At 32.8% G+C, this 14,491-nt stretch carries 11 protein-coding genes and 9 tRNA genes; 16 read left to right on the top strand and 4 right to left on the bottom strand.

The window, feature by feature from the left end:
• The first annotated feature begins 46 nt into the window (after positions 1-46).
• From GBO31_RS07345 to GBO31_RS07370, 6 genes are all read left to right on the top strand, one after another.
• Positions 47-117, top strand: a tRNA-Trp gene (locus tag GBO31_RS07345).
• 50 nt (positions 118-167) lie between these two features.
• Positions 168-240: transfer RNA gene (locus GBO31_RS07350), tRNA-Asp, on the top strand.
• A gap of 472 nt (positions 241-712) precedes the next feature.
• Positions 713-784, top strand: a tRNA-Pro gene (locus tag GBO31_RS07355).
• Between the two features lie 89 nt (positions 785-873).
• Positions 874-947, top strand: a tRNA-Leu gene (locus GBO31_RS07360).
• A gap of 220 nt (positions 948-1,167) precedes the next feature.
• Positions 1,168-1,238, top strand: a tRNA-Gln gene (locus GBO31_RS07365).
• A 6-nt stretch (positions 1,239-1,244) separates the two neighbouring features.
• Positions 1,245-1,316 (top strand) — tRNA-Met (locus GBO31_RS07370).
• Positions 1,317-1,497: 181 nt separating this feature from the next.
• Here the strand turns inward: GBO31_RS07370 and GBO31_RS07375 are convergent.
• The gene (locus GBO31_RS07375) at positions 1,498-2,352 is read right to left on the bottom strand and encodes a bile acid:sodium symporter family protein (RefSeq protein WP_219007690.1); all 855 of its coding nucleotides are present in this window, start codon (positions 2,350-2,352) and stop codon (positions 1,498-1,500) included.
• A gap of 90 nt (positions 2,353-2,442) precedes the next feature.
• Between GBO31_RS07375 and GBO31_RS07380 the strand changes: the two genes are divergently transcribed.
• The 9 genes from GBO31_RS07380 (at position 2,443) to GBO31_RS07420 (ending at position 10,005) form a co-directional block, all read left to right on the top strand.
• A tRNA-His gene (locus GBO31_RS07380) sits at positions 2,443-2,516 on the top strand.
• Positions 2,517-2,521: 5 nt separating this feature from the next.
• Positions 2,522-2,594: transfer RNA gene (locus GBO31_RS07385), tRNA-Phe, on the top strand.
• A gap of 22 nt (positions 2,595-2,616) precedes the next feature.
• The gene (locus tag GBO31_RS07390) at positions 2,617-2,937 is read left to right on the top strand and encodes a hypothetical protein (RefSeq protein ID WP_219007691.1); all 321 of its coding nucleotides are present in this window, start codon (positions 2,617-2,619) and stop codon (positions 2,935-2,937) included.
• Positions 2,938-2,960: 23 nt separating this feature from the next.
• Positions 2,961-3,125, top strand: a complete 165-nt coding sequence (locus GBO31_RS07395) for a hypothetical protein (RefSeq protein ID WP_219007692.1) — start codon at positions 2,961-2,963, stop codon at positions 3,123-3,125.
• Between the two features lie 456 nt (positions 3,126-3,581).
• Positions 3,582-3,678 (top strand) — tRNA-Pro (locus tag GBO31_RS07400).
• Positions 3,679-4,087: 409 nt separating this feature from the next.
• Entirely contained in the window at positions 4,088-5,188 is a 1,101-nt protein-coding gene (locus GBO31_RS07405) for a slipin family protein (protein WP_219007693.1), read from the top strand.
• Between the two features lie 640 nt (positions 5,189-5,828).
• Complete coding sequence (locus GBO31_RS07410; protein ID WP_219007694.1) at positions 5,829-6,338, top strand: RNA polymerase sigma factor; 510 nt, start codon at positions 5,829-5,831, stop codon at positions 6,336-6,338.
• Positions 6,339-6,421: 83 nt separating this feature from the next.
• Positions 6,422-7,342 (top strand): FecR family protein, encoded by a 921-nt coding sequence (locus GBO31_RS07415; protein WP_219007695.1) that lies wholly within the window; start codon positions 6,422-6,424, stop codon positions 7,340-7,342.
• Entirely contained in the window at positions 7,339-10,005 is a 2,667-nt protein-coding gene (locus GBO31_RS07420; RefSeq protein ID WP_219007696.1) for a TonB-dependent receptor, read from the top strand. Before GBO31_RS07415 ends, GBO31_RS07420 begins: the two co-directional genes overlap by 4 nt.
• A gap of 12 nt (positions 10,006-10,017) precedes the next feature.
• Here the strand turns inward: GBO31_RS07420 and GBO31_RS27385 are convergent, their stop codons facing one another.
• Together GBO31_RS27385 and GBO31_RS07425 are read right to left on the bottom strand one after the other, a co-directional pair.
• Positions 10,018-10,074, bottom strand: a complete 57-nt coding sequence (locus GBO31_RS27385; protein ID WP_429725715.1) for a hypothetical protein — start codon at positions 10,072-10,074, stop codon at positions 10,018-10,020.
• The gene (locus GBO31_RS07425; RefSeq protein ID WP_219007697.1) at positions 10,059-10,481 is read right to left on the bottom strand and encodes a lipocalin family protein; all 423 of its coding nucleotides are present in this window, start codon (positions 10,479-10,481) and stop codon (positions 10,059-10,061) included. The genes GBO31_RS27385 and GBO31_RS07425 overlap by 16 nt, the downstream gene beginning before the upstream one ends.
• 190 nt (positions 10,482-10,671) lie before the next feature.
• Between GBO31_RS07425 and GBO31_RS07430 the strand changes: the two genes are divergently transcribed.
• Positions 10,672-13,314, top strand: coding sequence for a TonB-dependent receptor plug domain-containing protein (locus GBO31_RS07430; protein WP_219007698.1), 2,643 nt, complete (start codon positions 10,672-10,674; stop codon positions 13,312-13,314).
• Between the two features lie 53 nt (positions 13,315-13,367).
• Here the strand turns inward: GBO31_RS07430 and GBO31_RS07435 are convergent, their stop codons facing one another.
• Positions 13,368-13,796, bottom strand: coding sequence for a lipocalin family protein (locus GBO31_RS07435; protein ID WP_219007699.1), 429 nt, complete (start codon positions 13,794-13,796; stop codon positions 13,368-13,370).
• Positions 13,797-14,491: the final 695 nt, after the last annotated feature.

The raw sequence follows: 14,491 nt of genomic DNA on the forward strand, positions 1-14,491 counted from the left end.
GAGCTTGTAGGTTCGAGTCCTACTACTTCCACTTAAACAAACATATGCGCTTTTAGTGTAAGGGTAGCACGAAGGTCTCCAACACCTTTAGTCTAGGTTCAAATCCTAGCGAGCGCGCTAAGTTAAATGTTGATTTATTTTAAAAGCCCCCTTTTCAAGGGAAAAATAGTATCGTAGCACAACGGCTAGTGCACCCGACTGTCTCTCGGAAGGTTGCGGGTTCGAATCCCGTCGGTACTGCTGTAAAGAATAAAGGAATCAAACTTTATTCAGTACATCTTGTCAATCATTTCTCATTGACAAAAGAAATAAGGAAGAGCAAGTCAATTGACGGTAGCCGCAGTCTTGACCCGAGCCGGGCAGGCGAACAGATGAACACTTTTATAAGTAGAACTGATGTGAATAAAACTGTTAAGAGCAAATGACTTGTGTGGTTTCGACTCCCACTTCTTCCGCTATTATTCTAGAGGTATAACAATGGTAGTTTACCTGCCTTGGACGCGGGAAGTTGTAGGTTCGAAATGTGCGGCATTGGCTTCGCCGAATCTTAATTTGGCAAGCAAATCTACGATTTCATGAGTTCTAAATTATCAAATATCAATCTCACGAACTAATCCTGCTCTCTAAACAACTATATCTATGGTGTAAATGGAAGCACAAGGGATTTCTAATCCCTAAGTCTAAGTTCAAGTCTTAGTAGATATACTCATTTCTGAGAAGATAACGATGGTTGTTTACCCGCTTTGGAAGCGGGAGGTTGTAGGTTCGAATCCTGCTTCTCAGACAAACTGCTCTGTTCGTATAATGGTTTAGTACACCTCACTTTCTATGAGGAAATAGGAGTTCGATTCTCCTACAGAGTACAATTTTAATACAGGAATGGCGGAATTGGCATACGCGCTTGACTTAGAATCAAGATCCTGAGAGTTCGAATCTCTCTTCCTGTACAAACGCTCCGCTAGCCCAAATGGGAGAGGCATCCGGTTTAAGCCCGGCTCAGTCTTGGTTCGAAATGAACACATTCACGATTTCGTAAAACAATAGGAATTGATGAGTAATCCAAGGTGGAGTACAAACTTAGGCTCATGGTGTAAATGGAAGCACCCAAGGTTACGACCCTTGAAGTATAGGTTCCCCCGAAGTTTCGGGACTATTGAGCTTACAAATTGACCTGTGATGTAAAGGTAGCATCCAAGACTTTGACTCTTGGTGTAAAGGTTCGAATCCTTTCAGGTCATCGTGACTAAGGTATAACTCAGTGGTAGAGTACCGCGGCCATATCGCGGGAGTCTTGGGTTCGATTCCCAATGCCTTTGAAATAATGCTGGAATGGCAGAATAGGAATACACACTTGACTTAGCATCAAGATCCTAAAAATTCAAATCTCCATTCTCGCACAAATGCTCCGCTAGCCCAAATGGCAGAGGCATCCGGTTTAAGCCCGGTTCAGTCTTGGTTCGAATCCAAGGTGGAGTACAATTTAATAAGTCGTAGTACTTATTTCTTACTACGAATTCCCAAAAATATCGCTAATCCTCCTGTAAAAAACATTAGTAAACTATAGACGGCTGGAGCAATAGCGTATGATGTACTATGTAGGATGGCAATTGCTATCGAGATTGCAAGTGTTCCATTTTGAATACCTGACTCTATTCCTATAGAAATAGCACCTCGATGATGCACTTTTAAAAGCTTAGCAGAATAATACCCTATTGCCATGGTTAAAATATTCAATAAGAAAGCTACTAATCCAGCTTCTCGTAAATAGGAAACGAAATTGTCCTTTTCCTTAACCAAAATACCAATAATAACCAGTGCTAGTACGATTGCAGAGGCTATTCTGACTGGTTTTGCCATTTTCAGCGCGAAACCTTCATTATATTTTCTAATAATCATACCTATAGAAACAGGTATAATGATAATAACAAAAATCTGGATGATTGTTTCTACGACATTCAATTGTATTGTTTGATTCTCTGATAAAAAATGAAGTAAAGAAAAATTGACTATAAATGGTATAGTAATAATAGTAATCAAACTACTAAAAGCCGTAAGTGTAACAGATAATGCAGTATCACCATGTGCCAAATGAGAGATTAAATTAGAAGTAGCTCCGCCAGGACAAGCAGCCAATATCATAATTCCAATTGCAATTTCTGATTCTAAGGATAATACAGATACCAAAGTAAAAGCTACTAAAGGTAAAATTAAAAGTTGATTTATAAGGCCAACCAGAATGGCTTTTGGGTAGATTAGTATTCTTTTGAAGTCAGATGTAACTAATGATAATCCCATCCCTAGCATAATGATTATCAAGGATGCTGCCAATATAATAGTTGAAATGTTATCCATTTAGGTTGTTTTCGAATGTATAGCCTAATATAAAGATTTATTTATCAAAATGCTTAAAATCAAATAATCAAACACAAACATTTTAAATATGGTGTCTCTAGCTTATCTGGTAAAGCATCTCACTGTGAATGAGAGGAACAGGGTTCGAGTCCCGGAGTACACCCAAAAAGGAATAGTAGCAAAGTTGGTCAATGCGGCGGATTGAAGATCCGACGATACAGGTTCGATTCCTGTCTGTTCCACTAATTTTTAAATTTTACAACTATGAAAAATAATTTATTACAAAGGTTTTTATGTAGAACTGAAGATACAGGAAGATTCATAGTTCAATCCAAGATTACTGGTATTACCTATTTCGTAGAACCAATAGATAATGGGAAACCAGATAAACTTTGGGGTGACCTGGATCCTGCTACCAAAAAACTTACCGGTGATTACGGTAATGTACGAAGAGGTGCGATTAAAAAAGAAGAGTCTTTAATCTCTAAAGAAAATGGGTTTAAAAACATCTCTATTTTCAAAGGAAGTCCTTTAGGAGAAATCGATAGACGAGATCGCGAATATGAAATATCATATAACCCGTGAGACAATTTTAAAAATTAAAAAAAATGAAAACACAACATATACTTACCAAAGAAAAAACAAAAACTGGTTTCCAATTCCTATTCTCAAAATGGGTAACGAAATATGTAGATTCCATGACAAAGGCCTTATATCCGGATACGGATACACCTAATGTAAAAAACGACCAAAACCGAATTTTTTACAAATAAATAATTACTACGCAAATAGATTGCGCTAATACATTACACCTTTGTGTAGTAATTAAAGCAAACCCTTTTATATGGGGGAAACAAATGGGGTTTGAAGTAGTGCCCTGCTATAAAGTGAGGATGAAAATAGCAGGGCTTTTGATAAAATAAAGTTGAAAGCATAAATTATTAATTAGATTCCAGCCTTCGCTGGAATGACAGTATCAATCAAGTCTTGTTGGGTGTTTCTGTATAGCACTATTGTATGGAGAGTTGCAGTTTTGTATGACCTCTTTATATACAACTTGGTTTGAAGGTTAGGCTATTAACCAAATAATAGTCACACTCTATAGGACATGGGTTCGATTCCCATCGGGACCACTAAAAACAGATACAAAATGGTCCCGTAGCTCAGTGGCTAGAGCGATAGATTTTTTGTTCATGTGGGTTCGAGTCCCACTATCTTTTTAGAGATATGGCGGAATTGGTAAACGCACTAGATTAGGGATCTGGCGAACAAGGCACTGAAAATGCCTTTTACATTGCATGGGTTCGAATCCCATCGAGACCACCAAATTAGGTTTCGTAGCTCAGTTAGGTAGAGCACTACACTCATAATGTAGGATAAAAGCTAATCATCTTATAAAACTGATTGACAAAAACTGTGAACTCAAATCTGTTTTTATAGTGCTCTTGCTATAAAAACAATCTTGAAAGTACTTTGAAATATTAGCTATGCTATGATTGGAAATAATTACTTTTTTCTATCCAAATATGAAATTATTGTATATAAAATACAGATCTTTTATTTCGATATTAAAAACTACTTATGACCGATATAACATCCTATAATTTCCGTATTGGAAAGATGATTTGTTTTCACTGTTTTTTAAAAAATGAAATCGATAATACCTCCGTTACAGGATTATCATCCAATTAATGTTAAATCTGTCTGTTCATTAACAGACATAAAAACTAAGAAAATGAAACGAGTACGAATCAATGCTGGTACAGTGGGATTGGTTTTCAGGAAAGGTGACTACAATCGTGTAATTACACAAGGAACTCATTGGTTAAGATTTGATGAACGTATAACAAAATACGATCTTTCTAAACCTTTCACGACTCCTGTAGCACTAGAGATCTTATTGAAAGATACAACATTGGAGGATATGCTACATGTGATTGAGGTAAAAGACAATGAAATTGTTTTGGTATATGAAAATGGAAATCTCAAAAGTGTTTTTCCTGCAGGTAGATATACGCTATGGAATAGTTTATACACTTATAAATTTATAAGAATAGATCTTAGTAAAATTTATATCACAGAAAAAATTGAAAAGTCATTGTTCAGTAACTACTCCATCAGCAAGTACATTAGAACTTTTGAGGTAGCAGCCTATGAAAAAGCTGTACTTATCGTGGATGATGTATATAGTAAAACACTGAATAGTGGTACATATCGTTTCTGGAAAAATGATACAACCATTAAAATTGCCAAAGTAGATCTACGTCAATTACAACTGGAAGTAGCTGGTCAAGAGCTATTAACCAAGGATAAAGCTGCTATTCGAATCAATTTCGATGTACAGTATAAGGTAGTAGATATAGAAAAAGCTTTGCTTGATAACAAAGACTATTCAAGACAATTATATATCGCGATGCAATTAGCACTAAGAGCTTTCGTAGGAAATTACACGTTAGATGAATTACTGGAACGTAAAGATAGTATGGCAAATGCAATACTAGAATCTACAAAAAACCAAGTAATCAAACTAGGTGTAAAAGTATTGAATTGTGGTATCAGAGATATCATTCTGACTGGTGAAATGAAAGAAATCATGAACCAAGTTCTGATTGCACAAAAGAAAGCTCAGGCTAATACTATTACCAGACGTGAAGAAACTGCATCAACCAGAAGTTTGCTAAATACTGCAAAGCTTATGGAGGATAATGCTATGCTCTATAAGCTAAAAGAAATGGAGTATGTAGAGAAAATTGCTGATAAAATTGGTGAAATAACAGTTTCTGGTAATGATGGTGTAGTAAAACAATTGAAGGATATATTCTCTACGAATAAATAATACTAAAAAATGTGTGGATCCCTAGGGTTTACGCATTTTTTTTATTCCTGAATAATATTCACATGAAGATTTATAAAATCATAGAAAAACAAAAAAGAGCGTCTCCACGCTCTTTTTCTTCACACAAATCATCTTAATTTAGGGGCTTATTCTAAAATTAAAACTCACTTTTTTAAAATTGCTTTCACCTTGGGGAAAATGAAAGCACTAACTCATTAACTCTGGTGTAAAGATACAATCATTTTTTAATCCACCAAACAAAAAAGTGTATTTTATCCAAAATAAACGCTTTTTAACATTTTTAATAGCCTAAATTAATTTATTTTGTAGTCTTTTTCTTTCAAATTTAAAATATTTTGATAAAAGCCTAAATTTTGGTAGGGTATATCGCTCTTACTTTGTTTTAGAGTTGTAAATTTTATGTTAGCACCAATACAATTAAAGTTTTCTAGAAATGTGGATTTAATTTAATTTTTTCACATTGGATAACTTGACATTATGTTTTAACATTACATAAAATGAACATTTATAACTATTAATAGAGAATTAAAGTATCTGATAAGCTATCATATTTATGATACTATTTTATCTGTGCGTACCAAATAATCTATTAACTTATAGCCAACTAAACAAAAAAGAAATGCCGGAACAAATAAGTGTATGTGACGAAAAGGTATATGACGAATTATATAGACAACACGCTGAAAAGATATGCTACTATATTTATTACAAATATGGTGATATGGAAAAAGCTCAAGATATAGTACAAGATAGTTTTGCAAAACTTTGGGTTAATTGTTCCAAAATTATTTTTGGTGCTGCGAAAAGCTTTTTATATAAAATAGCCAATAATGCTTCTATTAATGATGCAATACATCAAAAAACAGTATTAAAATATAAATCAACACCACAAAAAACATATACTAATGAATCTCCTGAATTTCAAATGGAAGAAAAGGAATTCATGGATAAATTAAATCATGCCATTAGTGATTTAAAAGAGGGACAAAGAGAAGTTTTTCTTCTCAATAGAATTGAAAAGAAAACCTATAAAGAGATTGCAGAATTGTTAGGAATCTCAGTAAAAGCAGTTGAGAAACGAATGCATTTGGCTTTAGTAACGCTTAGAAAAAAAATTGGAAAAATCTAGTCTTTTATAATTTGAGAGTGACTATTGGAATTGCATAAAAACCTGTTCATAAACAGGATAGAAAAATATAAAACATTCATTAGATGAATAAAAATGATGATAATTTCTTAGGACGTTGGTTAGCAAATGACCTCTCCGAAAAAGAAAAAAAAGATTTCGAGAACACTCCCGAATATCTTGCATATAAAGATATTCTAAAAGGCGTTGAAAAATTCGAACGTCCAGAGTTTGATATAGAAGGGAATCTGCAAAAACAGAAGGAGTATAATAATATATATACATCTGCTAAACCAGCAACAGCCAAAGTAATCAAATTACGTACTTGGTTATATACCGCTGCTGCAGTTGTTGTTATTTTGATTGGTTTGAGAACTGTGTTTTTTAATACTACAACAATCAATACGGAACTTGCAGAAACTAAGACTTGGACCTTACCTGATAACTCCATTGTGACACTTAATGCTGAATCTTCCATTGAATATGACGATCGTTCTTTTACAAAAGATCGCTCGATTATCTTAGAAGGTGAAGCTTTTTTTGATGTTGCAAAAGGATCTCAATTTACTGTTAGAACTAAAAATGGCAATATAAAAGTACTTGGTACGCAATTTAATGTGTATTCGAGAAATACCACAATAGAAGTACAGTGCTATGAAGGAAAAGTATCGGTAAGCAACCAAAAGAATGACGTTATTCTAACACCTGGCAAAGGTGTTATAGCTTCTGATAATAACAAGCTTAATTCCGTTGAAATCAAAGATTCCAAACCAAGTTGGATGCAGCAAAAAAGTACTTTTCATCAAGTGTCATTAAATCGACTTATCGAAGAACTTGAAAGGCAATATGATATTACCATAGAAAAAGGCAATGTAGACACCAATCGTCTATTCTCAGGTTTTTTCATACATACGGATCTTAGTATAGCGCTAAAAACATGTTTTGAACCTATGAATATTGACTATAAAATCAAATCTTCAAAGACTATTGAATTGAAAAATAAGTGAGGGGTTTACGACTAACATTATTTTTATTTTTTTTCTGGTATAATCACATTTGTTCACAAGACGTAGTAGTAGTTACTACTTCAGAAAGACCATCATTAGTAGACGTTTTAAACGCTTTTATAGATCAACATCAATTTAGTTTTTCTTATGATGTAAAAGCTATCGAACATATTACTTTAAAACTTCCGAATACAGATATATCCTTCGAGGTTCTTCAGAAAATAATAACGCTTCAAACACCTTTCTTACTTCAAAGAGTAAGTAAAACAGACTATATATTAGTCAAGAATACAGAAAGGGTTACTATTTGTGGCGTAATTATAGATGCCTTCTCTGAATTTGAATTACCACAAGCAGATATATTACAAAATAAGAAGACAATTGGTCTTACTAATAACAATGGAAGTTTTGAATTACAACTTCATCCATGGGATTCTATTTCGATATCGTATTTTGGTTATCAGAATAAAACTATAAAAGTTTCCGAATTTTCTTCTTCAAAATGTGACACTATTAATCTAAGACCAGAAATTCAAAATTTAGGTCAAGTTTTAGTGAAAGAATACCTTACCCAAGGAATACAAAAAAATCAAGATGCTTCTGTAAATATATCTACAAAAAAACTCCGAATCCTTCCTGGACTTGCAGAACCTGATGTACTACAAAGTTTACAACTCATACCTGGAATCACCAGTCCTACTGAAGATCCCGCTTCACTCTATATTAGAGGAGGAACTCCAGGACAGAATTTAGTGCTTTGGGATGGAATCCGAATGTTTCAAAACGGTCATTTTTTTAATCAAATATCCTCATTTAACCCTTTTATTACGGAGAGTATCCAAGTCTATAGATCTGGAACTAGTGTAAAATATGGAGACAATTTATCAGGAGTAATCAACATAGAATCAGACAATGATCTTACTGATAAATTACAGACCGGCAGTGGTTTAAATCTTACTCACGGAGATCTATTTATAAAGCTGCCTTTGTCTAAAAAGTTAGGTATTCTCCTTGCTGGTCGAAGATCTACTACTGATATCTATCAAAACATTGCCTTTAACAATTTAGTTAGAAAAGTATTTCAAAATACACGCGCTGATATTCCTGAACCCAATTCACAAATAACTGCCGAAGAACGACTAAGACAAGATGACTTTTCTTTTTCAGATAGTAACTTTAAACTATTATGGAAACCAAACAAAAACAACACCATAAAGTTTAGTACAATTTTTACAGAAAACAGACTGGATAATAAAATAACAACTCAATTACAAGAAGCTTCCGGTCTATCTGATGTACAAGATATCCTGAAGATTATTAATTGGGGTTTTAGTATAAATTGGGATAAAAAATATACTAACAACATTAGCCAAAATGTTAATTTATACGGATTATCCTATGATCAGCGATATGGTTTTGTAAATATTCCCGAAAATGATGATGATCCATTTATTGACGAAATACGCATTGACACAAGAAATGAAGTTTCCGATATAGGGTTTCGTTATGCACTGCATGTACCGATCCAAAAAAAGCATGCTATCGATGTAGGATATCAGTTTAGTAGACTTTTTACGAGGTATGAACGATTCAATAGAATTGAACCAGCAATAGGAGACTTTTCTGTATTTGGTGAAGGTAGTAATCATATCATATATTCTCAATACAGCTATAAAACCGCAAAAAGTTTTATCAATGTTGGTATAAGAAGACTTCTTCCAACTTATTTTGGTTATAGTTACATTTCGTCAAACTATTTTGTGGAACCAAGATTATTTGCTTCACATAAATTTTCGGATACATTTACGCTAAATGGATCAGCTGAGTTAAAAACTCAACAGATTAATAGCTTCAACACTAATGGAAGCACGAATAACTCACTACCTTCGTTACCAGTAGCTGATAATATCTGGATTCTTTCTTTTATGAACTCGGATCAAGATGCTCAAATCCCATTTATTGAAATAGTAGAAAGTAGGCAATTTACACTTGGAGGATTATATACATACAATGGATGGCATTTTGATCTTGAAGGATATTATAAGAAAATAACGAATTTAAGTTCTTTAGGAAATCTAATTTTTAATTTTGCTGTTGAAGATAATATTGAGAATGCCTTTTTAATTGGAGAAGAAGAACGAATAGGGTTTGATCTGTTAATTAAAAAAAAATACAGAAACTATAGACTTTGGGCTGGTTATTCATTAAGTAAAACGATATCTTCATTTCCTGTAATTCAAAACACATTCTTTCCTGGTAACTTTGATCAACGTCATACGTTTAATATATCTCAAACATTGCAACTCAATAATTTTGAATTTGCTTTAGGATGGAATTATGCTACCGGAAGGCCTTTTACAAAAATATTTAGTGATGTTAATGATGTAGATGGAGCTGTAATTGATCCTAGAGGTATTAATACCAGTCGTTTTCCAGACTATCATCGATTAGATGCTTCGGCTACATACCGCTTTTTATTAGATAGAGATAAAGATTGGAGTGGAATGATTGGACTATCTATTAGAAATATTTACAACAGAAAAAATATAATTAGTCAAGGATTCAGAGGTATTGTAGATGAAAACTTTGATAGATCAATCGAAAGTTTTGACAACCAATCCTTGCGTTTTACTCCAAACATTACGCTCAGGTTTAATTTTTAAAAAAGGCAACAACTATATTACTAAAGTTATTGCCCTTTTAATTTCTTTATCTTTTAGACTCTTGTTAATACCTGTTTAAACTCTCCTTCTTCATCATTAATTATTACAGTCATCGTATTTCCAGAAAATGTAACTGTTGCTTCTGTTGAAGTTGCTTCGGGATCATCAGAAGTAACTTTGTACTTATTATTTCCTAGATTTTCCCAAGTACCAGTATAAGTGCCTCCCACTGTGCAACCAGAAGTTCCCATCATATAATAAGTACCGCTTAATTTCATATCATCTTTAATAATGATAGTTTCTTCCAGATCGCAGGCTTCTTGCATAACTTCAACTCCGTTTTCAAACTCTTGTGTTATTTTCCAGGTTCCAACAAATGGATCTTGCATATCAACAGGCCCTGCCCCATCATCATCTGATTGACAAGAAATCATTATTGTAGAAATAGCGGCAAATAATAAAACAATTTTTTTCATGCTTTTTTTTATTTTTTTAAGTTTATATTTTACATCTCCTAAAACATACAAAAGCAAAAACACCCTACTTTTTTTTCTGCTTTTAAAAGATTATTAATACTCTTCGTTTTCATAATAAACAATGCTTTCTTTGAGAATCATTTATAATAGTTATCTTTGAAATCTTAAAAAATATAGCGCTCAGAAATAGGTGAAATTCTTTAAACTAACTCTATTATTACTCTTCTTTTGTACGGCTATTTCACATTCGCAAGAAATAAGTTTACCGGAAACTACCGAGAAACAATCATTAGCTTCAATCCTTGATATTTTTGAAAATAAGTTAAATTTTAGTTTTTCTTATGATGTAAAAGCTATTGAAGGTATTACGGTAAATATTTCTAGTACAAAACTATCGTTCAGTGACTTACAAAAAGTAGTACAGCAACAAACCTCTTTCCAGATTCAAAAAATAAGTGGAACTGACTATATTATAGTAAAGAACACAGAAACAGTTACTGTTTGCGGAGTTATCATTGATGGGGTTTCTAAATTTGAACTACCCCAAGCAGATATAATTCAACGTAAAAAAACTATTGATCTTACCAATAATAGTGGAGCTTTTGAGTTACAACTTCACCCATGGGATTCTATTTCTATCGCATATTTTGGTTATCATCAGAAAACTATTAAAGTCTCAGAGCTGTCTAAAACCTCATGTGATACTATTAGTTTACGTCCAGAAATTCAGAGTTTAGGACAAGTTCTAGTAAAAGAATATTTAACTGGTGGAATTCAAAAAAATCAGGATGCTTCGGTAAATATATCTACTAAAAAACTTCGTGTGTTACCTGGACTTGTAGAACCAGATGTATTACAGAGTTTACAATTATTGCCAGGTATCAATAGCCCTACTGAGGATCCCGCTGGACTTTATATAAGAGGAGGAACTCCAGGACAAAATTTGGTATTATGGGATGGTATTAAAATGTACCAAAGCGGACATTTTTTTAATCAAATATCTTCATTTAATCCTTTTATTACTGAAAACGTTCAGGTTTATAGAGGAGGCACCAGTGTTCGCTATGGAGATCGTATATCTGGAGTAGTAGTTATTGAATCGGATAATGATCTTACCGATGAATTACAAGTAGGTGGAGGTTTAAACTTTACTCATGGAGATGTTTATATAAAATTACCATTATCTGATAAACTAGGAATTATGTTGGCCGGACGAAGATCTACAACGGATATTTATCAGAATATTACGTATAATAATCTGGTAAGAAAAGTTTTTCAAAACACAAGGGCCAATATCCCGGATGCCAACGATGATCCCTTGCCGAATGAAGGATCTAGAGAAGATGACTTTTCTTTTTCTGATAGCAACCTTAAAGTACTTTGGCAACCCAACGAAAATAATACGGTTAAGTTCAGTGCTATTTTTGCAGAAAACAGGTTAGATAATAATAAAAATCTACCTATTCCAGGAACAAATGAACTAACCAACATTAAAGATATTCTTAAAATAAGGAATTCCGGTTTTAGTCTTAATTGGGATAGGAAATATCAGAATGATATATCACAAAATATCAACTTCTATTTTTCATCCTATGATCAACGCTATAATTTTATCAATAGCCCTCTGGTATCCGATACTGATAATGAACAAAATTTAGCTATTAATAATGAAGTTAATGATATTGGCGGTGAATATGCACTTCATCTTCCTATTGCAAAAAAGCATAGCCTTAATTTAGGATATCAATTTACTTATAATAGAACAGAATATGAGATTATTGACAGCAATTTTCTAGATGACGATATTGGTTTAAACGGAAACGGCACGAATCATACCATTTACTCAGAATATAAGTACAAGACTCCAAAAACTTTTATAAATATTGGAGTAAGAGGTTCGCAACTAAGTAATGCCAATGCCTTTTTTGTAGAACCTAGAATGTTCTCCTCTTACCAATTATGGGATAATTTCACATTAAATACTTCGGCAGAATTAAAGAATCAACAACTTAATAATTACCTTACTTATAACAGCACCAGTGGTGTTTTTCCTACTTTACCTGTTTCGGACAATGTTTGGATACTATCTAATAATTCTACAGAAGGTTTAGATGAAGAAGATAGATTTATTCGGGTTGTAAAGAGTATGCAATTTACCTTAGGTGGATTGTATACGTATAAAGGCTGGAATTTTGATTTAGAAGGATATTATAAAAAAATAACTGACGTATCTTCTTTAAGTGATCTTATACTTGACTTAGCGCTACCAAATGACGACGAAAGTGATATTTTTTACGGAGAAGAAGAACGCTTTGGAATTGACTTACTTATAAAGAAAAGAATTAATAATTATAGATTTTGGACAGGTTATTCTTATAGCAAAACAATCAGTACATTTCCTTTAGTTCAGGATTCCTATTTTCCCGGAAATTTTGACCAAAGGCATGTGTTCAATTTTTCTCAAACACTCACCATCAATAATTTTGAATTTGCTATGGGGTGGAATTATGCTACAGGTAGACCTTTTACTAGATTGTTTAGAGATAATAATGATTTTGACGGTGTAGTTACCGATCCAAGAGGTATTAATACCAGTAGATATAAAGATTATCATCGATTAGATGTTTCAGCTTTATATCGTTTTAAACTTGATAGAGATAAGGATTGGCAGGGCATGGTAGGAGTATCGATTAGGAATCTTTACAATAGAAAAAATGTTATTAGTCAGGGATATCGTGAAAATGTTGATGAAAACTTCAATTTCTTCATAGAAAGTTTTGACAATGAATCTCTTCGTTTTACACCTGATCTGGTTTTACGTTTTAATTTTTAATATAAACAAGAAATCCGCAAATTATTACGGACTCCTTATTTATCTGAATAATTTTAAGATCTGGTTAGTATTTCCTTCAATTCTCCATCTTCATCATTTGTTACGATAGTCATTGTATTCCCAGAAAAAGTGATAGTAGCCTGTATTTCTTCTGCTTCTGACAAATCTGGTGTAATTTTATAGATATTATTCCCAAGATTTTCCCAACCTCCCGTTAGGGTTCCTTGTAAAGTACAAGTTCCATTTTCTAAATCGTGAGAAGTTCCACTAAATTTCTGATCAGATGTTACGGTTAATGTGTCTTCAGCGTCGCAAGCATCTAAAGCTATTTCGACTCCATTCTCAAACTCTTGTGTTATTTTCCAAGTTCCGACAAATGGATCTTGCATATCAACTGGTCCAGGTCCAGCTCCATCATCATCTGATTTACAAGAGATCATTATTGTAGAAATTGCGGCGAATAATAAAATGATTTTTTTCATGATTGCTTTTTTATTTTTATAATTTATGTTTTACGTCTCCTAAAACATACAAAAGCAAAAACACCCTACTTTTTTATTCTTTTAAAAACCAATTACAACAGAAAACTAAATATCAATCATAGAAAAACAAAAAAGAGCGTCTCCACGCTCTTTTTCTTCACACAAATCATCTTAATTTAGGGGCTTATTCTAAAATTAAAACTCACTTTTTTTAAATTGCTTTCATCTTGGGGGGAATGAAGGCGCTAACTCATTAACTCTGGTGTAAAGATACAATCATTTTTTAATCTACCAAACAAAATTATGTATTTTATCTAAAAAATATGTTTTTTAACATACTTACTTGTTAAAAAAATATATTTTTGTAGTCTTAATACTACATATGTTAACAAACATAATTATTACAACTCTACACTCCTAATAGCATAAAACTTTATAAAAACAAAAAAGAGCGTCTCCACGCTCTTTTTCTTCACACAAATCATCTTAATTTAGGGGCTTATTCTAAAATTAAAACTCACTTTTTTTAAATTGCTTTCACCTTGGGGGAATGAAAGCGCTAACTCATTAACTCTGGTGTAAAGATACGATCATTTTTTAATCTACCAAACAAAATTGTGTATTTTATCTAAAAAATACGTTTTTTAACATATTTACTAATCAAAAAAATATCTTTTTTGTAGTCTTAATATTAC

This window comes from Aquimarina litoralis, from assembly GCF_019295435.1.
Lineage (GTDB): Bacteria > Bacteroidota > Bacteroidia > Flavobacteriales > Flavobacteriaceae > Aquimarina > Aquimarina litoralis_A.